The sequence below is a fragment of the Rhodococcus sp. K11/5 genome (assembly GCF_055193735.1).
Map to the genome: position 1 here is coordinate 1,649,348 of NZ_CM143721.1, position 22,652 is coordinate 1,671,999.

General features: G+C 68.3%; 23 protein-coding genes. 10 read left to right on the forward strand and 13 right to left on the reverse strand.

From position 1 onward, the window contains the following. Window positions 1–113: 113 nt before the first annotated feature. Window positions 114–608 (reverse strand): transcription elongation factor GreA, encoded by a 495-nt coding sequence (gene greA, locus ACY466_RS08030; RefSeq protein ID WP_463251421.1) that lies wholly within the window; start codon window positions 606–608, stop codon window positions 114–116. Between the two features lie 157 nt (window positions 609–765). Further along, the gene (locus tag ACY466_RS08035) at window positions 766–1,218 is read right to left on the reverse strand and encodes a DUF4307 domain-containing protein (RefSeq protein WP_463251423.1); all 453 of its coding nucleotides are present in this window, start codon (window positions 1,216–1,218) and stop codon (window positions 766–768) included. A 157-nt stretch (window positions 1,219–1,375) separates the two neighbouring features. On the opposite strand from ACY466_RS08035, the gene mca reads away from it, so the two are divergent. Continuing rightward, the gene (gene mca / locus ACY466_RS08040; protein WP_463251425.1) at window positions 1,376–2,248 is read left to right on the forward strand and encodes a mycothiol conjugate amidase Mca; all 873 of its coding nucleotides are present in this window, start codon (window positions 1,376–1,378) and stop codon (window positions 2,246–2,248) included. Further along, on the forward strand, window positions 2,245–2,514 hold the full coding sequence (locus ACY466_RS08045; RefSeq protein ID WP_463251429.1) for a hypothetical protein: 270 nt from the start codon (window positions 2,245–2,247) through the stop codon (window positions 2,512–2,514). Before mca ends, ACY466_RS08045 begins: the two co-directional genes overlap by 4 nt. 27 nt (window positions 2,515–2,541) lie before the next feature. Here the strand turns inward: ACY466_RS08045 and trhA are convergent, their stop codons facing one another. Together trhA and ACY466_RS08055 are read right to left on the reverse strand one after the other, a co-directional pair. Next, complete coding sequence (trhA, locus tag ACY466_RS08050) at window positions 2,542–3,207, reverse strand: PAQR family membrane homeostasis protein TrhA (protein WP_463251432.1); 666 nt, start codon at window positions 3,205–3,207, stop codon at window positions 2,542–2,544. Window positions 3,208–3,239: 32 nt separating this feature from the next. After that, on the reverse strand, window positions 3,240–4,847 hold the full coding sequence (locus ACY466_RS08055) for a phytoene desaturase family protein (RefSeq protein ID WP_463251434.1): 1,608 nt from the start codon (window positions 4,845–4,847) through the stop codon (window positions 3,240–3,242). 167 nt (window positions 4,848–5,014) lie between these two features. Here ACY466_RS08055 and ACY466_RS08060 point away from each other — a divergent pair, with 167 nt between their 5' ends. Then, window positions 5,015–5,782: an isoprenyl transferase gene (locus tag ACY466_RS08060; RefSeq protein ID WP_463251436.1), complete on the forward strand. Its 768-nt coding sequence runs from the start codon at window positions 5,015–5,017 to the stop codon at window positions 5,780–5,782. Window positions 5,783–5,823: 41 nt separating this feature from the next. On the opposite strand, the gene coaA is transcribed toward ACY466_RS08060, so the two are convergent. Further along, window positions 5,824–6,756, reverse strand: coding sequence for a type I pantothenate kinase (gene coaA / locus ACY466_RS08065; RefSeq protein WP_463251437.1), 933 nt, complete (start codon window positions 6,754–6,756; stop codon window positions 5,824–5,826). Window positions 6,757–6,863: 107 nt separating this feature from the next. Between coaA and ACY466_RS08070 the strand changes: the two genes are divergently transcribed. From ACY466_RS08070 to ACY466_RS08080, 3 genes are read left to right on the forward strand one after another with little or no spacing between them, the layout of a single operon-like run. Next, window positions 6,864–8,057, forward strand: a complete 1,194-nt coding sequence (locus ACY466_RS08070; RefSeq protein WP_463251439.1) for a DUF885 domain-containing protein — start codon at window positions 6,864–6,866, stop codon at window positions 8,055–8,057. Between the two features lie 57 nt (window positions 8,058–8,114). Then, window positions 8,115–9,419: a serine hydroxymethyltransferase gene (glyA, locus tag ACY466_RS08075; RefSeq protein ID WP_463251441.1), complete on the forward strand. Its 1,305-nt coding sequence runs from the start codon at window positions 8,115–8,117 to the stop codon at window positions 9,417–9,419. Between the two features lie 6 nt (window positions 9,420–9,425). Then, entirely contained in the window at window positions 9,426–10,223 is a 798-nt protein-coding gene (locus tag ACY466_RS08080; RefSeq protein WP_463251443.1) for a carbon-nitrogen hydrolase family protein, read from the forward strand. On the opposite strand, the gene ACY466_RS08085 is transcribed toward ACY466_RS08080, so the two are convergent. Then, window positions 10,207–11,031 (reverse strand): alpha/beta hydrolase, encoded by an 825-nt coding sequence (locus tag ACY466_RS08085; protein ID WP_463251446.1) that lies wholly within the window; start codon window positions 11,029–11,031, stop codon window positions 10,207–10,209. The genes ACY466_RS08080 and ACY466_RS08085 overlap by 17 nt on opposite strands. A 302-nt stretch (window positions 11,032–11,333) precedes the next feature. Here ACY466_RS08085 and ACY466_RS08090 point away from each other — a divergent pair, with 302 nt between their 5' ends. Continuing rightward, on the forward strand, window positions 11,334–12,659 hold the full coding sequence (locus ACY466_RS08090) for a PhoH family protein (protein WP_463251448.1): 1,326 nt from the start codon (window positions 11,334–11,336) through the stop codon (window positions 12,657–12,659). Window positions 12,660–12,815: 156 nt separating this feature from the next. After that, window positions 12,816–13,679 carry an acyl-ACP desaturase gene (locus ACY466_RS08095; RefSeq protein ID WP_463251451.1) on the forward strand — a complete coding sequence of 288 codons (864 nt, stop codon included), beginning with the start codon at window positions 12,816–12,818 and terminating at the stop codon, window positions 13,677–13,679. Window positions 13,680–13,799: 120 nt separating this feature from the next. On the opposite strand, the gene ACY466_RS08100 is transcribed toward ACY466_RS08095, so the two are convergent. Both ACY466_RS08100 and glpX read right to left on the reverse strand, forming a co-directional pair. After that, entirely contained in the window at window positions 13,800–15,200 is a 1,401-nt protein-coding gene (locus ACY466_RS08100; protein ID WP_463251454.1) for a class II fumarate hydratase, read from the reverse strand. 50 nt (window positions 15,201–15,250) lie between these two features. Then, window positions 15,251–16,285, reverse strand: coding sequence for a class II fructose-bisphosphatase (gene glpX, locus ACY466_RS08105; protein ID WP_463251456.1), 1,035 nt, complete (start codon window positions 16,283–16,285; stop codon window positions 15,251–15,253). 209 nt (window positions 16,286–16,494) lie between these two features. Here glpX and ACY466_RS08110 point away from each other — a divergent pair, with 209 nt between their 5' ends. Beyond that, window positions 16,495–17,070, forward strand: coding sequence for a DUF4245 domain-containing protein (locus tag ACY466_RS08110; RefSeq protein ID WP_463251458.1), 576 nt, complete (start codon window positions 16,495–16,497; stop codon window positions 17,068–17,070). 3 nt (window positions 17,071–17,073) lie between these two features. Here the strand turns inward: ACY466_RS08110 and ACY466_RS08115 are convergent, their stop codons facing one another. The 3 genes from ACY466_RS08115 to ACY466_RS08125 form a co-directional block, all read right to left on the reverse strand. Next, window positions 17,074–17,283, reverse strand: a complete 210-nt coding sequence (locus tag ACY466_RS08115) for an exodeoxyribonuclease VII small subunit (RefSeq protein WP_463251461.1) — start codon at window positions 17,281–17,283, stop codon at window positions 17,074–17,076. A gap of 79 nt (window positions 17,284–17,362) precedes the next feature. Continuing rightward, window positions 17,363–18,610, reverse strand: coding sequence for an exodeoxyribonuclease VII large subunit (xseA, locus tag ACY466_RS08120; RefSeq protein ID WP_463251463.1), 1,248 nt, complete (start codon window positions 18,608–18,610; stop codon window positions 17,363–17,365). Next, on the reverse strand, window positions 18,607–19,200 hold the full coding sequence (locus tag ACY466_RS08125; protein ID WP_463251465.1) for a lipid droplet-associated protein: 594 nt from the start codon (window positions 19,198–19,200) through the stop codon (window positions 18,607–18,609). The genes xseA and ACY466_RS08125 overlap by 4 nt, the downstream gene beginning before the upstream one ends. A gap of 89 nt (window positions 19,201–19,289) precedes the next feature. Here ACY466_RS08125 and ACY466_RS08130 point away from each other — a divergent pair, with 89 nt between their 5' ends. Beyond that, window positions 19,290–20,339 (forward strand): 4-hydroxy-3-methylbut-2-enyl diphosphate reductase, encoded by a 1,050-nt coding sequence (locus tag ACY466_RS08130; protein WP_463251467.1) that lies wholly within the window; start codon window positions 19,290–19,292, stop codon window positions 20,337–20,339. On the opposite strand, the gene ACY466_RS08135 is transcribed toward ACY466_RS08130, so the two are convergent. Then, window positions 20,340–21,389 (reverse strand): DUF6542 domain-containing protein, encoded by a 1,050-nt coding sequence (locus ACY466_RS08135; RefSeq protein ID WP_463251469.1) that lies wholly within the window; start codon window positions 21,387–21,389, stop codon window positions 20,340–20,342. Window positions 21,390–21,456: 67 nt separating this feature from the next. Continuing rightward, complete coding sequence (locus ACY466_RS08140; RefSeq protein WP_463251471.1) at window positions 21,457–22,590, reverse strand: DNA recombination protein RmuC; 1,134 nt, start codon at window positions 22,588–22,590, stop codon at window positions 21,457–21,459. Window positions 22,591–22,652 lie beyond the last annotated feature (62 nt).

The window sequence follows — 22,652 nt, forward strand, 5'->3', positions numbered from 1 at the left end:
CAGCGCCCGGGAACCCCACGGGTATTCCCGTCCGAGAAGCGCAACGAGAGGTCCGGACACGACGCTGCACCGCCTCCGAACGGAGACGGTGCAGGTCGAGCGGGTTGTGCGGATCAGTTGTGGTACGGCTCCGCGCTGACGAGTGTGACCTTCATCGTCTTTCCGTTGGGCAGCGTGTACTCCCGGGTGTCGCCGACCTTGGCGTCGATGAGCGCGCCACCGAGCGGGGAGTTGGGGGAGTAGACCTCGAGCTTGCCGTCGCGGGCGCCCTCTTCACGGGTGGCGATGAGGAAGGTCTCGGAGTCCGACTCGTCACCGTCGTAGTAGACCTTGACGACCGATCCGGGCAGTGCGACGCCGGACTGCGTGGGTGCCTCGCCGACCTTGGCGTTGTTCAACAGTTCCTGGAGCTGGCGAATACGCGCTTCCTGCTGACCCTGGTCCTCACGGGCGGCGTGGTAGCCACCGTTCTCCTTGAGGTCGCCCTCTTCACGCCGCTCGTTGATCTCGGCGGCGATGACCGGTCGGTTCGCGATGAGCTGGTCGAGTTCGCCCTTGAGCCGATCGTGCGACTCCTGGGTCAGCCACGTCACCTGGGTCTCGGTCATCTCGATCACTCCTTGCTCGGAAAAGCGGGGGCCGGGGTGCGGCGAACTGCCTGCGCACGCCCGGAAATGCAGTAATACACGGCACCACAAGGTGAGCCGTGTACCTGGACAATTTACCACGGAACGCCCGGACTGTTTCCCGCCGTCCGCGTGGAGGTCACCGTCCGGACAGGTACCCCGGAACGGTCAGACCGCATCCGAACAGGTCGGCCATGCCGGGAGGAGCCGAGGTGACGACGGTGGTGCGGATCTCCACGCTGCCCGAATCCGACGCGGGAACCACGACCTCCCGGCGACCGGTCTCCGATCCGTCCCGGGACCGCGCCCGGACGATGCAGACGGCGGGTTGCGACGGATCGTCACGAGTGACGGTGAGGAGGATGTCGACCGAACTGTCGTCGACGATGTCGAAGGACACCAGGTTTCCCTCGACGTCGTTGTTCGTGAACTTGGTGTAGCCGAGGTACGCGACGGCGCCGCCGAGGGCGATGACGAGCGCGGTCAGCGCGATCGCGAGGATTCGCGACGGGGTGGCGCTGTGTCCCGACGGATAACGACCTTCGGGGAGCGGCGTGGACGCAGTCGGTCCCGCCGGTGTCGACTTGCTCATAGGACATCCACGGTACCCGGCCTGTAGGAGGTCCTTGCCGCACGCGAACGTGATCTGCGTCGTGTGGGCGGACCGGAGGTCGGTGCGGCTGCCGAGAAGTGGGACCATGGACGTCAGTGGCACGATGGACAGCGATGAGAACCGAAGTGAGGAACACGTGAGCGGACTGCGGTTGATGGCAGTGCACGCCCATCCCGACGACGAATCCAGCAAGGGCGCGGCCACGATGGCCCGCTATGCGGCGGAGGGCCACGAGGTTCTGGTGGTCACGCTGACGGGCGGCGAACGCGGCGACATCCTCAATCCCGCGATGGACATTCCCGGAATCCGGGAACGCCTGTCCGAGGTGCGCCGGGAAGAAATGGCGTCTGCCGCCGCGATCCTGGGCGTGGACCAGACCTGGTTGGGTTTCGTGGATTCCGGCCTACCGGAGGGGGACCCGCTCCCACCGCTTCCCGAGGGTTGCTTCGCGCTGGTCCCGCTCGAGGAGTCGACCGAGGCGCTCGTGAAGGTGGTGCGTGACTTCAAGCCGCACGTCATGACGACGTACGACGAGAAGGGTGGCTACCCGCATCCGGATCACATCCGCTGCCACGAGGTGTCCGTCGCCGCGTACGAGGCGGCTGCCGACCCCGAGCAGTACCCGGACACGGGGGAGGCCTGGGAGGTCTCCAAGCTGTACTACTCGCACGGATTCATCCGCAAGCGGATGCAGCTGTTCAACGACGAGGTCATCGCGCGGGGCGAGGAGGGTCCCTACACGGAGTGGCTCGCCAATTGGTCGGCGGATCGCGACGAGATCATGGAGCGCATCACCACCCAGGTGGAATGCTCGGAGTTCTTCCAGCAGCGTGACGACGCGCTGCGCGCGCACCGCACGCAGATCGATCCCAACGGACGCTTCTTCGCCGTGCCGATCGAGGTCCAGCAGAAGCTGTGGCCCACCGAGGAGTACGAGCTCGCCCGCACCCGCGTGCGGACGTCCATGCCGGAGACCGACCTGTTCGTCGGCGTCGGTGGTGACGCATGAACACGGTGACGAACGCGCTGTGGCTCGCGCAGGCCTCCGACGTGGTGCTGCACGCTCAGCAGAGCACCGGCCCGGAGTTCGGCAAGGCCTCACCCGTGGGACTGGTCATCATCCTGTTGTTGCTGGTCGGCACCGCATTTCTGGTGCGGTCCATGAACAGTCGCTTCAAGAAGCTGCCGGCATCGTTCGAGCCCGACGACCCGACCCCCGATCAGGTGGCCGACGAGGGGACCGATCGCGACGGAATCGACCGTCGACCGACCTGATCGCATCCGACGCGTGTCGGCTCGCGGTCAGAAGATGAGCAGCCACACCGCGATGTAGTGGCACAGAGCCGCGATGACCGTCGCGGCGTGGAAGAACTCGTGGTGCCCGAAGGTGCCGGGCCACGGATTGGGCCACTTGGTGGCGTACAGAACGGCTCCGACGCTGTAGAACACGCCGCCGGCCACCAGCAACGCCATCGGCGCGACGCCCATCGTGGCGGTCAGTTGTCCGGCGACCGGGACGATGGCCCATCCGAGGATCAGGTACAGCGGTACGCCGACCCAGCTGGGCGCGGTCGGCCACAGCATCTTGAGAGCGACGCCGCCGAGCGCGCCGGCCCACACCACGATCATGATCGTGTCGCCGGTCGAGGGAGAGAGCCCCAGCAGCGCGAAGGGCGTGTAGCTGCCGGCGATGAACAGAAAGATCATCGAGTGGTCGGCGCGTTTCATCCAGATCCGGCTGGCCGGCGTGCGCCACGTGACGCGGTGATACGTGGCGCTGACACCGAACAGAAGGCAGGTGGTGACGGCGTACACCGTCACCGCGAGACCTGCGCGCACGGAACCCAGCGTGAAGGCCAGCGTCACCAGAACGATGCCGCACACGACGGACACCGCGAACGCGTACAGGTGGATCCACCCCCGCATTCGCGGCTTGACGGGTAGTTCGTCGAGCCCGAAGACAGTCACGGAAGTTACGCTACCGTAAGTTGGTCATCCGCTCAGTGTGACCGATCCCCGATCACCGCATCCAGCAATGTGCTGGTCACCCGGCGATGAATCCGCCCGGCCGGCCCGTGCTGCCGCAGCGCGGATCGAGCGGCGTTGAGGCCGGGCGCACCGTGAACCCCGCCCCCCGGGTGCGCCGAGGCACTGCCCAGGAACAGGTTCCGGATCGGGGTCTCGGCTCGGCCCAGACCCACCGTGGGCCGGAACACCAGTTGCTGTTGCAATTGCGACGTGCCACCGTTCACCGCTCCGCCGACCAGGTTCGCGTCGTGAGCGGTCAGATCGCTCGGCCGCTGCACGTGTCGACCCACGACGGTGGACATCGTGCCGGGCGCGTGTTCCTCCAGAACCGCGTCGACGCGGTCGGCGAGGGTGTCCGCCGAGGCGTCGTCGACCACGCCCCGCGGGAGGTGCGTGTACGCCCATGCGCTCTCGGTCCCCGCCGGTGACCGCGTCGGGTCGGCGGTCGTCATCTGGCCGAACAGCATGAACGGACGGTCCGGGACGCGCCCGGTCACGAGGTCGGCATTCCAGCGCACCAGGCCGTCGTCGTCGGCCCCGAGATGTACGGTGCCGGCACCCTGCAGGCTGGGCGACCGCCACGGAATGGGCTCGGAGAGCGCGTAGTTCACCTTCACCACCGGGGTGTCCCACTCGAACGTGCGGAGTTCGCGACGCAACGCGGAAGGAACGGCATCCGACGGAAGGAGAGACGAGTACAGGGCGGGTGCGGAGACGTCCGCGACGATGGCTCGCCGGGCGCGGAAGGTGTCCCCGGAGGACGTCCGCGCAGCGACCGCGGTTCCGCCGCGGACCTCGATGTCGACGACGTCCTGATCGCACAGCACCCGAGCGCCGGCGGACTCGGCCCGACGCACCATTGCCGCTGTCAGTTCTCCGGCCCCGCCCACCGGTACCGGGAACCCGCTGTCCTGCGCGAGCATCGTCAGCAGGTAGCCCATGATTCCGCCGCCCGGAGCGTCGGTCGGGACGTCGGTGTGCATGGCGTTTCCCAGGAGCAGAACCCGTGCGGCCTCGCTGTGGAAGAGTTCGTGCGCCATCGCGCGTGCGGGGAGCAGGGCGAACCGCAGGAAGCGAACGGTGTCCGCGGTACCGAGCTCGCGGAAGAGGCGGGCCGCGCCGCGCACGGGCGGAAACGACGCGCCGAACAACGACGCGAGCAGTGGGTCGCGGATGCGGTTCCACTGCTCGAAAAGATCCATCCAGGCATCGCCGTCCCGCGGATCGTGGGCGGCGAGAACGGCCGCGGTGTCCTCGGGTCGGTGGTGCACCACCGGCGCGTCCTCGTCGAACGCGTGTCGAGCGTGGCCGTAGACGGTCGGCGAGTGAGTCCACCGCAGTCCCACGCGATCGAGTTCGAGCGCGGTCATGGCGGGGGAGGCGACGCCCATCGGGTAGAAGGCGCTGAAGAGGTCGCTGACGTAGCCGTCCGTGAGCTCGGCGCTGCGTACCGCGCCGCCGGGGGTGGGTTGTCCTTCGAGGACGACGACGTCCCAGCCGGCGTCGGCGAGGGCGGTGGCGGCCACCAGCCCGTTGTGCCCGGCGCCGATCACCACCGCGTCCGCGGAGGTCACGCTCATGGGTTCTCCTGGTCTGCGGTTCGGCTGGTCTGGGGTTCGGCTGCTCGGCGGTTGTGCCGATCTTCCGTTCCACCGGTCCTCGGGCGAGTACCCGGGCGCACCGGAGGGAAACCGATCCGGGCGTATGGTGGTCCTCCGTGTCGACAACGGCGAAAGCGGGGACCTGAGTGAAGGCTCGCGGTCTGCTCTATTCGCTGTACGAGCGGCGGCTCCTGCGCCAGCTCGAGGGCGCTCGGCAACCCCGACACGTCGCGGTCATGTGCGACGGAAATCGGCGGTGGGCCAGGGAGAACGGGTTCACCGACGTCAGTCACGGCCACCGGATGGGGGCGCTGAAGATCGCCGAACTCCTCACCTGGTGCGACATGGCCGGGATCGAGATGGCCACGATCTACCTTCTCTCCACGGAGAACCTCCGGCGTACCCCGGACGAGCTCGATTCCCTGCTCGAGATCATCACCGACGTCGTCGAGGAGATCAGCGGTCCGGGCAAGAACTGGAGCGTGAAGATCGTCGGCACGATGGAGTTGCTACCGGCGGAATCCGCGCGCCGACTCCGTGACGCCGCGGCCGGGACCGGGGGGCGCACCGGCACCCACGTGAACGTTGCCGTCGGATACGGAGGTCGGCAGGAGATCGCCGACGCCGTCCGCTCGCTCCTCGTCGACGAGGTCGAGCGCGGAACCGAGGGTGGCGATCTGGTCGACGCCGTCACGGTGGAGGGCATCGACGCCCATCTCTACACCTCGGGGCAGCCGGACCCCGATCTGGTGATTCGCACCTCCGGAGAGCAGCGACTGTCCGGGTTCCTGCTGTGGCAGAGCGCGTACTCGGAGATCTGGTTCACCGAGGCCTACTGGCCCGAGTTCCGCCGCGTGGACTTCCTCCGCGCGCTGCGTGATTTCGCCGCGCGGCACCGCCGTTTCGGCGCCTGACCGACCCGGTTCGACTCGGCCGTCCGCTGCTGCCGCCTCGCTCAGAGCTTTCGCAGTCGCAACCGATTGATGGCGTGGTCGGCGTCCTTGCGCAGGACGAGCGTCGCGCGAGGTCGGGTGGGAAGGATGTTCTCCACCAGATTAGGTCGGTTGATCGACTGCCAGATGTCGGCGGCGGCCAGGCGTGCGTGCTCGTCCGACAGTCCGGAGTAATGGTGGAAGTGCGACCGAGGGTCGGCGAACGAGGTGGTTCGGAGCGCGAGAAATCGGTCCACGTACCACTTCTCGATGTCCTCGATCCGTGCGTCGACATATATGGAGAAATCGAACAGATCGGACACCATGAGTCGCGGGCCGGTCTGCAGGACGTTGAGACCCTCGATGACGAGGATGTCCGGCTGGCGCACCTCGGTGAATTCACCGGGCACGATGTCGTAGGAGATGTGCGAATAGACCGGCGCCCGAACCGCTTCCGAGCCGGACTTGACCTCGGTGACGAACCGGAGCAGCTTGCGACGATCGTAGCTCTCGGGAAAACCTTTGCGATGCATGATGTTTCGCCGAATCAGCTCGGCCGTCGGGTGGAGGAAACCGTCGGTAGTGACGAGGTCGACCCGAGGATGGTGCTCCCACCGGGCGAGCAGGGCCTGGAGCACACGGGCCGTCGTCGACTTGCCGACGGCGACCGACCCGGCGATGCCGATGACGAACGGGACCTGCCGGTCCGGAGTCTTCTCGCCGAGGAACGTCGCGGTGGCTGCGAACAATCGTTGCCGGGCGGCGACCTGGAGGTGGATCAGACGCGCGAGAGGCAGGTAGACCTCCGCGACCTCGTCGAGGTCGATCTGCTCGCCGAGCCCACGGAGTCCGGTCAGCTCGTCCTCGGTGAGCACGAGCGGCGTCGAATTGCGCAGGGTGCGCCATTGACGGCGGTCGAATTCCACGTACGGACTCGACTCGTTCACTCGGGACACGCTGTCTCCATGGGGGAATTGTGCGCGGTGCCCCACCCGAGTGACCACTCGGGTGGGGCGCATCGGCCCGACACCGTCACCGATCACGAGGACTAGTGTCGAAAACCATGCACGCTGCGACTCTGGTTCGTGAGTATCTCCTGCTCGGTCTGTCCTTCGACCGCATCGAGAACGGCTTCGTCGACGCGTACACCGGTGATCCGGCCCTGCGCCGGCAGGTGGAGAACGCGCCGCCGCCGCAGCCGGCGGCTCTCGCGCGGCGCGCTGCGGAACTCCGCGCCGAGTTGACGTCGACGGATCTGTCCGCCGATCGCACCGCATTTCTGGAGGTGCACCTGCGTGCGCTCGAGTGCTCGGCGCGCAAGCTCGGCGGCGAGGACATCGGTTTCGTCGACGAGGTGCAGGCGTACTTCGACGTTCGCATCACCGCGGGGGATCCCGAGGACTACCGGCAGGCGCATCGGGCGATGGACGAGGTGCTGCCGGGGTCGGGCCCGCTCGCCGACCGAGTGCGGGCTCATCGCGCCGCCGACGAGATACCGCCGGAACGGCTCGAGGACTGCGTGCTCGCCTTCTCCTCGGCCCTGCGCGAGCGGGTGCGCTCCCGGTTCCCGCTGCCCGACCACGAGCAGGTGACCTACGAGGTGGTGGGGGACAAGCCGTGGTCGGGATTCAACTACTACCTCGGTGACTACCGGTCGACGGTGGCGATCAACTCCGACCTGAAACAACACATGGCGCACCTTCCGCACCTCATCGCCCACGAGTCCTACCCCGGTCACCACACCGAGCACTGCCGGAAGGAGGCCGGTCTCGTCCACGCGGGCGGTCAGGCCGAACAGACGCTGTTCGTGGTCAACACCCCGCAATGTCTCATGGCCGAGGGGCTCGCGGACCTCGCACTCGACGCGATCGTCGGACCCGGTTGGGGAGTGTGGGCGCAGGAGATCTACGCCGATCTCGGACTCCGCTTCGACGGCGAACGGGCGGAGGCGCTGTCCACGGCGTCGGCGAAGCTGCTCGGAGTTCGCCAGGACGCCGCGCTGCTGCTGCACGACAGCAAGAGCAGCCAGGACGACGTCGCCGCGTTCCTGCAACGCTGGTCGCTCGCGACTCCGGAGCGATCACGGCAGATGCTTCGTTTCCTGTCCTCGCCCCTGTGGCGGGCCTACACCAGTACCTACGTCGAGGGATACCGGCTGCTCCACTCGTGGTTGGACCGGGCGGACTCGCCGGAGGAGCGCGGCGACCGCTTCGAGCGTCTGCTGGACGAGCCGCTGATCCCGTCGCAACTACGCTGATCGATCGGCCTAGACTGGATCGCGACTGCTCGCCCCTCGTTCCTGGAGATCTCTGCGATGACTGCCGCCCCCGTGTCCCGAACCAACATCGACTCCGCCCCGTTGTCCGAGCTGGACCCGGAGGTCGCCGCGGCGATGGCGGGTGAGCTCGGTCGCCAGCGCGACACGCTGGAGATGATCGCGTCCGAGAACTTCGTGCCCCGCGCGATCCTGCAGGCCCAGGGCAGCGTGCTGACCAACAAGTACGCGGAGGGGTACCCGGGACGCCGGTACTACGGCGGGTGCGAGCACGTCGACGTCATCGAGGACCTCGCGCGCAACCGCGCGAAGGAACTCTTCGGCGCCGAGTTCGCCAACGTGCAGCCGCACGCGGGTGCGCAGGCCAACGCGGCCGTGTTGATGGCCCTCATCGAGCCCGGCGACAAGATCATGGGCCTCGACCTCGCACACGGTGGTCACCTCACCCACGGTATGAAGCTCAACTTCTCGGGCAAGCTCTACGAGGTCGAGTCCTACGGTGTGAGCAAGGAAGATCACCGCATCGACATGGACGAGGTCCGCAAGCAGGCGCTCGCCGCGCGACCGCAGGTGCTCATCGCCGGCTGGTCCGCGTACCCCCGCCATCAGGACTTCGCGGCGTTCCGCTCCATCGCCGACGAGGTGGGCGCTCTCCTCTGGGTCGACATGGCGCACTTCTCGGGCCTCGTTGCCGCGGGCGTGCACCCGTCCCCGGTTCCGTACGCGGACGTGGTGTCCTCCACCGTGCACAAGACGCTCGGTGGCCCGCGCTCGGGCATCATCCTGGCCAAGAAGGAGTGGGCCAAGAAGCTCAACTCCGCGGTCTTCCCGGGCCAGCAGGGCGGACCGCTGATGCACGCGATCGCCGCCAAGGCCGTCGCGTTCAAGATCGCGGCCACCCCGGAATTCCGGGAGCGTCAGGAACGCACCCTCCTCGGCGCGTCGTTGCTGGCGGACCGGCTCACCGGCTCCGATGTCGCCGGCCAGGGCGTGTCGGTGCTCACGGGCGGAACCGATGTCCACCTGACGCTGGTCGACCTGCGCAACTCGGAGATGACCGGCCAGCAGGCCGAGGATCTGCTCCACGAGGTCGGGATCACGGTCAATCGCAACGCCGTTCCCTTCGACCCCCGTCCGCCGATGGTCACGTCCGGTCTGCGCATCGGCACGGCGGCCCTCGCCAGCCGGGGATTCGGCGAAGCCGAGTTCACGGAGGTCGCCGACATCATCGCGACGGCGCTGGCCACCGGCGAGGCCTCGGATTCGCTCCGCGCTCGCGTCGGCACCCTCGCGAAGAGCCTGCCCCTGTACGAGGGGTTGGAGGACTGGGGCCTGCTCGGCTGACGCCCCGTGAAGCTGACCATCAGAGGTCTGCAGTCGGCGGGTACGCCGGGTGACGTCCCGGCGAACCTCGCCGAACTCGACGCGGCCGCGCGTGACGCCGCGGCTGCGGGGGTCGATCTCCTCGTCACGACCGAGATGTTCGTCACGGGGTACGACATCGGTTCCGCCGTACGGGATCTGGCACGCCCGGACCTGATCGAGGACGTCGCGTCGATCTGTCGGCGCCACGGCGTCGCGATCGTCGCCGGTCTCCCCGTGGTGGACGGCGACGCCCTCTACAACGCCGCGGTCGTGATCGATGCCGAGGGAACGGTGACGGCGCAGCATCGCAAGTCGCACCTGTTCGGTGCGCTCGACCGCGAGTTCTACACCGCGGGAAGCGATTCGGTGACCGTCGTCGATGTCGCGGGTGTGCGACTGGGGGTGCTGATCTGCTACGACGTGGAGTTCCCCGAGAACGTCCGTGCGGCGGCGCTCGCCGGGGTACACGTACTCGTGGTCCCCACAGCGTTGATGGAACCGTTCGCGTTCGTCGCCGACGTCGTGATCCCGGTGCGCGCCTGGGAGAACCAGATGTACGTGGCCTACGTCGATCACGTCGGTGCGGAAGGCGAGACCACCTACGTCGGGCGCAGCAGCATCGTCGGCCCCGACGCCGTCGTCCTCGATCGTCGCGTCACCGGAACCGGTCCGATCACGGCAACCGTCGACACCGAGATCGTCGATGCAGCGCGTCGGGCCAACCCGTATCTCACGGACCGTCGTCCCGAGTTGTACGGCCCGGTGGTCAGTCCTCGATCGTGATCAGACCGGCGCGGTCGAGGAAGTCGACGACGTCCTGCTCCACCTCCGCGCGGTTGGTCTCGTTGAAGATCTCGTGCCGCGCACCGGGATACACCTTCTCCTCGAAGTTCGGCCCACGCAGCGACGTCATCGCGGCGGTCGTCGCGTCGAGGGGAACCAGCTGGTCGTCCCCGCCGTGCAGCCACAGGGTCGGCTGGTCGCCCAGCGATCCGGACTCGGCGACCGTCTCGATCGCGGCGTCGAACGTCTCGAGCGTGGTCCGTGCGAAGGGGCCGTGGTACACGAGCGGATCGGCCAGGTAGGCCTGACCGACGGCGGTGTCGCGGGAGAGGACCTCGGGATCGATGGGGACGTCGGGAATCTCGTCCATCGACAGCAGCATCGCGAACGCCGGGTTCTTGCCCACCAGCGGACCCGACAGCACCAGCGCGGCCAACTCGCCGGGATGGGTCTGCGCGAACCGGGTCGCGATCAACCCACCCATCGAATGGCCGACGAGCACCACCGGCAGATCCGGATGCTCACCGCGAGCGATGTCGGCGATCGCGTGTACGTCGGCCACGATCGCCTCGACATCGCGGATCACCGCCCGATCGCCGTCGGACTCGCCGTGCCCGTGGTGGTCGGGCGCGTAGACCGCGGCGCCGGCGGCCGTCAGTGTCGAGGCGAGGTGCCCGTACCGCCCGGAATGCTCGCCGTACCCGTGCGCGATCACCACGACGAATCGCGGGGTGGTGGTCGGCCAGGAGCGGTACTTCACCGTTCCGCGCGTGCCGTCGATCGTCGTCATCTCCTGAGCGTTCTGCATCGGGCGAAGCTAACACCGGACCCGACGCGGGGAATGCGAAACGGGCGGACGGGTGAGCGCCTGCGGTGAGCCGTTCGTTACGCGCTGTTCATCGACACGCCAACGGCGATCAGCGCGCCGGAGCGGTGCACCGGCAGTAGCGTCGAAGTCGCGGGTGGCGGGGAAGCCATCCGTACGGGAGGCCTTTCGACATGACTGATTCTTCAGTTGCGAGGGGCCGGTCCCGGCCCCGCGACGTCGGAGCCGACCGGTCCTCGAAGATCGACGGATGTGCGTTTCTCGCGCATTGCTAGGAGCCCCACGTGACCGCAGCTCGCTCCGTCTCCACCGTTGCTTCCGTCCGCACGTACGTGCTGGACACCTCGGTCCTGCTCTCGGACCCCTGGGCCGTGATCCGCTTCGCGGAACACGAGATCATCCTGCCCCTCGTCGTCATCGGCGAGCTCGAGGGCAAGAGACATCACCACGAGCTGGGCTGGTTCGCCCGGGAATCGTTGCGCATGCTCGACGATCTGCGCGTCGAACACGGTCGACTCGACCAGCCGGTGCCCATCGGCACCGAGGGAGGAACGCTGCAGGTCGAGCTCAATCACACGGACCCGTCCGTGCTCCCGGTGGGTTTCCGGACCGACACCAACGATTCCCGCATCCTCGCGTGCGCGTTGAACCTCGCCGCGGAGGGACGCGACGTGGTGCTGGTGAGCAAGGACATTCCGCTTCGGGTCAAGGCCGGGGCCGTGGGACTGCCCGCCGACGAGTACCACGCTCACGACGTCGTGCCGTCGGGGTGGACCGGGATGGCGGAGGTCGAATCGACGCGCGCCACCATCGACGCCCTCTTCGCCGACGGTGTCGCCGACATCGACGAGGCCCGGGACCTGCCGTGCCACACCGGCGTGCGCCTGCTCGGCGGATCGTCGAGTGCCCTCGGTCGGGTCACCCCGGACAAGCAGGTGCAGCTGGTGCGAGGGGAGCGGGAGGCCTTCGGACTGCACGGACGCTCGGCCGAGCAGCGCGTCGCTCTCGACCTGCTGCTCGACGAGAGCATCGGGATCGTCTCGCTCGGCGGCAAGGCCGGTACCGGTAAGTCGGCTCTCGCGCTGACCGCCGGACTCGAGGCCGTGCTCGAACGCCGCACTCATCGCAAGGTCGTCGTGTTCCGCCCGCTCTACGCCGTCGGTGGTCAGGAACTGGGGTATCTGCCCGGTAGCGAGAGCGACAAGATGGGTCCGTGGGCACAGGCGGTCTTCGACACGCTCGACGGTCTCGCCAGTCCCGAGGTCATCGAGGAGGTCTCCGCTCGCGGCATGCTCGAGGTGCTCCCGCTGACTCACATCCGCGGTCGGTCGCTTCACGACTCGTTCGTCATCGTCGACGAGGCGCAGTCCCTCGAACGCAACGTGCTGCTCACGGTGCTGTCGCGGCTCGGCACCGGATCGCGAGTGGTGCTGACCCACGACGTGGCGCAGCGCGACAACCTCCGGGTCGGCCGGCACGACGGCGTCGCCGCGGTCATCGAGAAGCTGAAGGGGCACCCCCTCTTCGCGCACATCACCCTGACGCGGTCCGAGCGGTCACCGATCGCCGCGCTGGTGACCGAGATGCTCGAGGAATTCGGACCGGCCTGATCTCCCGTCCGAGCGCGGCCGGGCGGTCCCTTGGTCCGGCCGCGCTCTTCGGTGTGTGCACGATCGCGCCCGCCGCGAATAGTGACATGGCATGAATCCCGGTCGCGGGGGTCCGCGTCGGGTGGGGGTCGGTGAGTGGGCCGTTATGCTGCAAAGATGCCGAAAACCGACAAGGACCTGTTGAACGAGCTGGAACCCGACGTCGCACAGGCGTTGGAACGGCACATCGAGGCTGCGCAGGAGTGGCAGCCACACGATTTCGTTCCGTGGGATTCCGGTCGTAACTTCGCGTTTCTGGGTGGCGAGGACTGGTCCGCGGACCAGGTCACCATCACCGACGTCGAGGTGCTGGCCGCCACCGTCGGTGTGCTGCTGGCGGACAACTTCCCCGAGTACCACCGCGATCTGGCGTTCGCCCTCCGGTCCAACGACACCTGGTGGAAGTTCGTCGGACGCTGGACCGCGGAGGAGAACCGGCACGCGATCGTGCTCCGCAACTACCTGATGACCACCCGCTCGGTGGATCCGATCGACCTCGAGCGTGTCCGCATCGAGCACATGACCACCGGCTACTCGGCGCCGTCGCTGCACGCGCTGCACATTCTGGTGAAGTTCGCGCTGGACGAGCGGTCCGCCGCCGTCCGTCACCGCCGCGCGGCCGATGCTTGCGAGGACGCGCTCCTCGCCAGCATCTTCGCGCGGATCGCTCAGGACGACGAGTTGCAGGGGGCGCTCTTCGCCGACCTGGTCGACGCCGCGCTGAATTCCGATCTCGACGACACGATGCGGGCGATCGCCGACTCGGTCGCGTCCTTCGAGGCGCCGTCCGTCGACCTTCCCGGCCGCGGAAACAGCAACGCGCTGCTGGCCGACGCCGGTCTGTACGACCGCGACATCGAGCTCGAGCACGTCATCCGTCCGCTGCTCGAGCGGTGGAACGTGGCCGGCCGCGACGGCCTGGGCGAGGACGGGCTGGCGGCTCGCGCCGAACTCGACGCGGTGGTGTCGGCCTCGCGCTGATCTGCTTGCTCCCGGTACGAGTCTCGCTCCCGGTACGAGTCAGGGGCACCCCCGGTCCGTCTGCGCGACCGAGGGTGCCCCTGACTCGTTGGTGGGTGGAGCGATCAGTGGGTGGAGCGATCAGTCCTGAACCTTGGACATGGCCAGCACGTCCAGACGCTTGTCGAGCTCTTCTTCGGACAACTTCTCCGGAACGAGTCCGCGCGCGATGACGATCTCGCGAATCGTCTTCTTCTCCTTCAGCGCCTGCTTGGCCACGGCGGCGGCCTCCTCGTAGCCGATCGCGGAGTTCAGCGGCGTCACGATCGACGGCGACGACTCGGCGAGGGTCTTGAGGTGATCGACGTTGGCCTCGAGACCGACGACGCACTTGTCGGCGAACAGCCGCGAGACGTTCGCGAGAAGCTTGAACGATTCGAGAAGGTTGCGGGCCATCATCGGGATGTAGACGTTGAGCTCGAACGCGCCGGCCGCACCGCCCCAGGCAATGGCTGCGTCGTTGCCGACGATCTGCGCCGCGACCTGCGTGGCGGCCTCGGGGAGAACCGGATTGACCTTGCCGGGCATGATCGAGCTGCCGGGCTGCAGGTCGGGGAGTGCGAGTTCGCCCAGACCGGTCAGCGGGCCCGATCCCATCCAGCGGATGTCGTTCGCGATCTTCGTCAGCGACACCGCGACGGTGCGCAGAGCGCCCGATGCCTCGACCAGTCCGTCGCGTGCGGCCTGAGCCTCGAACGAGTTCTTGGCCGGCGTCAGGTCGTCGACCCCGGTCGACTTGACCAGTTCCGCGACGACCTTGGGCCCGAAACCGTCGGGGGCGTTCAGTCCGGTACCGACGGCGGTGCCGCCGATGGGCAGCTCACCCAGCCGCGGCAGGGTGGACCGGACGCGCTCGATACCCGCCTCGATCTGCCGGGCGTATCCGCCGAACTCCTGCCCGAGGGTGACCGGCACGGCGTCCATGAGGTGCGTGCGACCGGACTTGACCACGGTCTTCCATTCCGACGCCTTCGCGGCCAGCGCCTCGTGCAGGTACTCGAGGGCGGGAATCAGGTCCGTCACGGCCGCCTCCGTGGCGGCTACGTGCGTGGCGGTGGGGAAGGTGTCGTTGGACGACTGCGACATGTTCACGTGGTCGTTGGGATGCACCTCGACGCCGGCGTTCTTGGCGATGCTCGCGATGACCTCGTTGGCGTTCATGTTCGAGCTGGTACCGGACCCGGTCTGGAACACGTCGATGGGGAACTGATCGTCGTGCTTGCCGTCGGCGATCTCGCTCGCGGCCGCGACGATGGCGTCCGCCTTGTCACCGTCGAGCAGGCCCAGGTCCTTGTTCACCTGTGCGCAGGCGGCCTTGAGCAGACCCATGGCGCGGATCTGGGTGCGCTCGAGGGGGCGGCCGGAGATGGGGAAGTTCTCGACGGCGCGCTGGGTCTGGGCCCGCCACAGCGCGTCGATCGGGACGCGAACCTCTCCCATGGTGTCGTGCTCGATACGGAACTGCTGATCGTTGTCTGTCATGAACCTCGTGCCGTTTCGATTGTCTCGTCAGCGGGTTGTGGGCCGCTCGGTCAGAAGGACGGGATCTCGCCGGAGGTGTCGCCGTCGAAGTCGACGGACGAGTACTCCTTGAGCTTGTTCAACTGGTGGTACGCATCGATCATGCGCACCGTGCCGGACTTGGATCGCATGACGATCGACTGAGTGTGTGCTCCGCCGCCCGCGTAGCGAACACCCTGCAGAAGGTCGCCGTCGGTGATGCCGGTCGCGGTGAAGAAGACGTTCTCGCCCGACACCAGGTCCTCGGTGTTCAGAACGCGGTCGAGATCGTGTCCGGCGTCGATGGCCTTCTGGCGCTCGTCGTCGTCCGTGGGAGCGAGAATGCCCTGATGCGCGCCGCCCATGCACCGCATGGCCGCGGCGGCGATGATTCCCTCGGGAGTTCCGCCCGTGCCCATCAGGATGTCGATGGGGGAGGTGGGCCGGGCCGCGGCGATGGCGCCGGCGACGTCACCGTCGGAGATGAGGCGAATGCGGGCACCGGTGTCGCGAACCTGCTGGATCAGCTCTGCGTGCCGAGGCCGGTCCAGGATGCAGACGGTGACGTCGGAGGTGAACCCCTTCTTGATCTTGGCAACGCGGGAGATGTTCTCCGCGACCGGTGCCGAGATGTCGACGGCGTCGGCGAAATCCGGCCCGACGGCGATCTTGCGCATGTAGAACACCGCCGACGGATCGAACATCGCGCCGCGCTCGGCCACTGCGAGCACCGAGATGGCGTTCGGCATGCCCTTGGCCATGAGCGTGGTTCCGTCGACGGGATCGACGGCGAAGTCCACCTCGGGGCCGTTGCCGTTGCCGACCTCTTCGCCGTTGTAGAGCATCGGCGCTTCGTCCTTCTCGCCCTCACCGATGACCACGGTGCCCTTCATGGACACGGACCGGACTAGTTGACGCATCGCGTCGACGGCCGCACCGTCGCCGCCCTCCTTGTCGCCGCGGCCGACCCAACGCCCGGAGGCGAGTGCACCGGCTTCGGTGACGCGGACGAGTTCGAGCGCCAGGTTGCGATCTGGTGCCATGCGTGTGGGAATGTCGGCCGTCATCGGGGGAGTGCCTCCTTGCACATGACGCGGGTCGCGGCTCGCCGTTCGACCGATGGTGCGCCGAGCGTCGAAGATCCGTGCCACGCAGAGTGAACATCGACTCACAAAGAACGTGAAGTGATTGTTGCATCACCGTCGACCCCACGGGCGGTCGACCTCGTGAACCTGCAGCGACCGGGGCGGAGCGGGTCGGTGCTTTACTGGAGGATATGGCCGACAAGAAACCCAGGATCCTGCAGAACAACAAGGACATGGCCTGGTCGTTGATCCCGCTCATTCTCGGTTGTCTGCTGATCGCGGCCGTCGCCGGGCAGTGCTCGCTGCGGGTCGGTGGGCCCGAGGCGGGCGAGGTGCCGCGCATCGACCTCGCGGCCACGCTCCAGGTCGATGCCGACGCCGTTCCTTTCCCCATCAGGCAGCCCGCCGTTCCCGAGGGATGGATCCCCAACTCCGCCTCGCAACCCGAGATTCGGGGTGCATCGGTCGCCGGCAGCACAGTGGGTTTCGTGACCGACGCCGGCACCTTCCTCTCGTTCACGCAGACGGATGCGCCCGAGCAGGAGCTCGCGCTGGACCGCGCGCGGGGTGCCCGTCTCGAGGCGCCCACGGGTGCCGAGACCGTCGGCGACGTCGACTGGGTGGTCTACGACGAGGAGAACTCCGAGCCGGTGTGGGTGGCCGACCTGGGCGAAACCCGAGTGGCGATCACCGGGTCGGGATCCCCGGACGAGTTCGTGACGCTCGCCGAAGCCGTGGGCGATGCTCCGATCGTCGAGGCTTCCTGACGATCAGTCGTCGTCGCGCGCCAGGGCTTTCTCGATGCGGGCCCGAGCGCCGGCGAGCTGTTCCTCGCACCGGGTGGCCAACGCCTCGCCGCGCTCCCACAATGCGAGCGACGCATCGAGGTCGAGGCCGCCCTGCTCCAGCAGTTTGACCACACCCACCAGCTCGTCGCGTGCGTCCTCGTAGCCGAGTTCGGTCACCGGTGTCTCGCTCATGTGCCCATTGTCGCCGACGGGTCCGGGGGGTCGCATACGGGTGGCTGCTGCTGGGACCGGTCGGCTGCTGGGACGTCCGTCAGCTGCTGCGACCCATGGTGACCGCCGAGACCACGCCGTCCGCGACCCGGACCCGGAGTTGGGTTCCCGGCGGAGCATCGTCGATGGAGCGCAACACCTCGTGATCCGAGCCGGGCACCACGCGCTGCACCACCGAATAACCCCGGGCCAACGTCGCGGCCGGGCCGAGCGCCGTGAGCCGGGCGCGCATGTGGTCGATCGACGTCTGTTCGCGTACCAGCGCTCGTTCGACGTCGCGACGCACCACGCGGCGCATCTCGACGATCTCGTCGTGGCGGCGGCGAACCTCGCCGAGTGGGTCCGCGAGCACCGGTCGCTGCCGAACGGCGTCGAGAGCGCGCGCTTCCCGCTCGACCCAGCTGCGGAGCGCCGCCGCACTGCGGGCTCGCAGGGAGCCGACGAGCTCCAGTTCGGCCACCGCGTCGGGCACGACGCGCTTGGCTGCGTCGGTCGGGGTGGCGGCACGCACGTCGGCGACGTGATCGCTGAGCGGACTGTCCGGCTCGTGCCCGATCGCGCTGATGATCGGTGTCGTCGCGGCCACGATGGCGCGGCACAACGCCTCGTCGGAGAACGGCAGGAGATCCTCGACGCTGCCCCCGCCTCGAGCGAGGACCACCACGTCGACAGCCGGATCGCGGTCCAGCTCGGTCAGCGCCCGGAGAATGCCGGGCACGGCCTGCGGGCCCTGGACCGGAGTGTGTCGAACCTCGAAGGTCACCGCCGGCCACCGCTTCCGGGCGACGCTGAGAACGTCCTTCTCCGCAGCGCTCGCGCGCGCGGTGATCAGCCCGACGGTGCGAGGAAGGAACGGGAGCGGGCGCTTGAGTCGAGGATCGAACAAGCCCTCGGCGGCGAGAAGCGAACGCAGCCGCTCGATGCGGGCCAACAGCTCTCCGACCCCGACGGCGCGGATGTCCGTCGCGCGCAGCGATAGGGTGCCCCGCCCGGTGAAGAAGGACAGACGGCCGAACATGATGACGCGAGCACCCTCGACGAGGGGGACCGGCGAGCTCTGGATCAACGCCGGGGAGCAGGTCACCGAGAGCGACATGTCCGCCGACGGATCCCTCAGGACGAGAAATGCGGTGCGAGTTCCGGGACGCACGTTGATCTGGGTGATCTGGCCCTCGACCCAGACACTGCCGAGACGATCGATCCACCCTGCGACCTTGGTGGCAACCGTGCGCACCGGCCACGGATTCTCCGCGCTGCTGCCGCCCGAGGTGGTGGCGTCGGACGTCACTTGGCGCGGGCGGTGGTGATCCGGTTCTCGAGCATCGTGCGGTACGGCGCGCGATCGGCGGACGCGACCTCGTAGTCGAGCAGTGCGTCCAAATCCTCGAGCGACAGGGTCCGCAGACGGGCGCGCAACTGCGCCAGTGTCAGCGATTCGTAGTCGAGGTACTCGACGATCTCCGGCACGGCGGTGGGTGCGGCCGCCAGCGCGGGCGATGCGCTGGGCGCGGTCTCGACCTCGTGGGGAGGGGTGGAGTACAGGGCGAAGCGGCCCGCGGGGGTGGCCTCGTCGTCGTGACCGGCGGCCGGCTCGGGTGCAGGTCGAGGGGTGGGCGCGGGGCTCGAGGACGGCTCGTCCTCGTCGAACGTCGCCCAGGACGGCTGCTCCTGGGGACGGCTGCCGATGAACGAGAAGACCTGGTCACCCTTGATGGCCAATTCGGTCACCGTCTGCTGGAACCGCATCGCGTTCTGCAGCATCTGGCTCACCGCGGTCATCGGCAGTGAGACGGCGGTGGTGGGTAGGCGGCGAGCCTCTTCCACGACCGTCACGGCGAGGCCGAGCGCGACACGGGCTGCAAACGGAGGACGGATCATGATGCAAGACTGCCTCGAGGCTGCGGTTTTTCCCAGTCGGGGTGCGCTGCGGGCGTCGACGACGCCGACCGAACCCGTATCCTTGAGTCATGTCTGCGGCCGTACCTCCCCAGTCCCTCTCGCCCCGCGAGTCCTCGGTGATTCCGCTCGAACTGGGCATCGCCAAGAAGGCCGGTCCCGCGGCCGAATACGACGGGCCCAAGCGCATCCTGCTCGCCGAGCCCCGCGGGTACTGCGCGGGCGTCGACCGAGCGGTCGAGACGGTGGAGAAGGCCCTCGAGAAGCACGGTGCGCCGATTTACGTGCGCAAGGAGATCGTGCACAACCGGCACGTGGTCGAGACCCTGTCCGATCAGGGCGTCGTGTTCGTGGAGGAGACCGACGAGGTCCCCGAGGGCGCACTTCTGGTGTTCTCGGCGCACGGAGTCTCGCCCGCCGTGCACGAGTCCGCGGCCGCCCGCAACCTGCGGACGATCGATGCGACCTGCCCTCTGGTGACCAAGGTCCACCAGGAGGCCAAGCGGTTCGCTCGCGACGATTACGACATCCTGCTCATCGGCCACGAGGGACACGAAGAGGTCGAGGGCACCGCGGGCGAGGCGCCCGACCATGTTCAGTTGGTGGACGGACCCGAGTCGGTCGACGCCATCACGGTCCGCGACGAGAACAAGGTCATCTGGCTGTCGCAGACGACGCTCAGCGTCGACGAGACGATGACGACCGTGGCGCGGCTGCGCGAGAAGTTCCCGCTGCTGCAGGATCCGCCCAGCGACGACATCTGCTACGCCACGCAGAACCGCCAGGTCGCGGTGAAGGCCATGGCGCCGGAATGCGATCTGGTGATCGTCGTGGGATCGACGAACTCGTCCAACTCGGTGCGGCTCGTCGAGGTTGCGCTCACGGCCGGGGCTCGGGCCAGCTACCTCGTGGACTACGCCAAGCAGATCGACACGGCGTGGCTCGACGGCGTGCGCACCGTGGGAATCACGTCCGGAGCGTCCGTCCCCGAGGTCCTGGTGCGCGGAGTGCTCGATCTGCTCGAGCAGCACGGTTTCGGCGACGTCAAGTCGGTCACCACGGCCAACGAGACCTTGGTGTTCGCATTGCCCCGTGAGCTGCGCACGCACAGCACGGTCTGATCAGTCGCGGTCGCGGTACCGCACGCCGGGAGGCGGGTACGGCGCGCGGGCCGGGGTGTCGCGGGCTGCCCGCGCCGCGCGACGCGGCTCGTACGCGGTCGTGTCACCGCGATCGTCCGAATGTCCGTAGCGCACCCGCTGGTTGCTCGACCGTGGTTCGTCGGTGCGCCGGGCGACGCGTGAGTGGGCGCCCGAATCCGACTCGTCGACGCGTCGGCGCGGGGCGGCGGGCTGGTCCGGTCGACCGATACGCGCATCGCGGCGCGACGGCTGCGGCGAGCGCCCACCGGTGCTCGTGGCGTCTTCGGCGTGACGACGTCCGGAACGGCCGTGATCGGAGGATCGCCCGCGCGGATCCTGAGCGCGATCCGAGCGCTCCGATCCGTCTCTGCGCGCCGACCTGTCTCCCCGGCCCGAACCGTCTCTGCGGCCCGAACCGTCTCTGCGGCCCGCACTGTTCCGGCGGTCCGGCCGGTCCGTCGGGCGACCCGCGGTGTCCGCCGACCGTCCCGAGGACGTCGATCCGGCTCGAGTGGTGGGCGCACGCTTCGTGCTGTCCGGGGCGCGGCGGGCGCGCGCGGCGCGGTCCTTGGCCGCCGACGCCGTGGCCGGTTGCGGTCGACGTTCGAGAGCCAGTCGGACCCCGCCGATCACGAGTACCAGCAGGGTGGTGAAGAACATCAGCGGAAAGCGGTCGACCAGGGGAACCGCGGCGGTGAGAACGATGTCCCGGAGCGAGAGTCCGGCGTCGGTCGCGAGCAACTGGTACGCGATGGGGACACCGAAGAACATGATGAGCGGGGGCTGCACCACGGCCGTGAACAGACCGCGATGGCGTACCGCGACCACGGCGATGAACGACCCGAGCACGTACATCACGGCGAACGTGGCCGACAGTTCGGAACCGCGGATCGCATCGACGAGAAAGCCGAGAACGCAGGCACCCACGGCGACCACGACGGCGGCCCACGCCGGAATTCCCGGAACGGTGGGCACGGCGGACCGCTGGTCCCGAGGCACTCCGGATCGAGCGAATTGCAGTGACGACACCCTGCGAGGTTAGCGCCCGACGATCAACTTGCGCCGTTGGCGTGCCCGTCCCGCGGCGATTCGCTGCTCACATCGGCACGCGAGGCCCCATGAACCTCGGCCGCTGGTCGAGCCGGGTGACGGAGGGCGGGTCACCGTCGAAGAGCGCCATCTCGTGCATCTTTCGCGCCGTGACGAACACCCGAGCGTCGAGCGACCCGGCGGCGGCGTTGAAGGAGTCCACCGCCTTGCCGAGCTGGGATCCGAGTCGGTCCACGTGCGCGCCGACCGTGCCGATGCGCTCGTACAACTCCCGTCCGAGCACCTGCACCGCGGCGGCATCGGCGGCCAGCGACTCCTGCTTCCAGGTGTAGGCGACGGTGCGCAGGAGGGCGATCAACGTGGTGGGCGTCGCAAGCACGACGTTGCGGGCGAACGCGTACTCGAGCAGTGCGGGATCACGGATCAACGCGGCGTCGAGGAAGGGGTCACCCGGGACGAACAGCACGACGAATTCCGGCGAGGGTTCGAAGGCTCGCCAGTACTTCTTGTCCGCCAGCTGGTCCACGTGGGTGCGCAGGTGCCGGGCGTGCCGCGCGAGATGTCGATCGACGGTCTCCGGATCGTTCTCGGCGGTCGCGTCGAGGAACGCGACCAGGGGCACCTTCGCGTCGACGACGATGCGCTTGCCGCCGGCCAGTCGCACGACCAGATCGGGTCGAACGCCGTCGGCGACCACCTGGGTGTCGAAATCGCAGTGCCGTGTCATCCCGGCGAGTTCGACGACCCGTTCGAGCTGGATCTCTCCCCACCGGCCGCGGACCTGAGGTGCTCTCAACGCCGTCACCAGCTGGTCTGTCTGCGACGACAGCTGCCGCGACGCACGGTGCATGCCGGCGACCTGTTCGGTCAGCCCGGCATACGCCTGCACCCGGTCGCGCTCGACCGACCGCACGTGCTCTTCCAGGGCATCGACCGAGTCCTTGAGCGGGCCGACCAGATGGGAGACCTGCTGGCCGATCGCCCCGGAGTGGCGGCGCGCGGAATCCTCGCTGAGCAGCGCCATCGATCGGCGGAGCGTCTCCTCGTTGTCGGCCGACACCGCGAGCCGTTCGGTGGCCTTCGCGAGTTCGACGTCGCCGCGGGCTCCGCGCAGCAGCCACCCGAGGAGCACCCCGAGTCCGAGGGTGAGGAGTACCGACGCCACCGTGAGCAGGTTCATGCCGCCATCATGGCGGCGACCACCGACAGACCGTGGCGCCGACCGACACGCGGGCGGTGCGG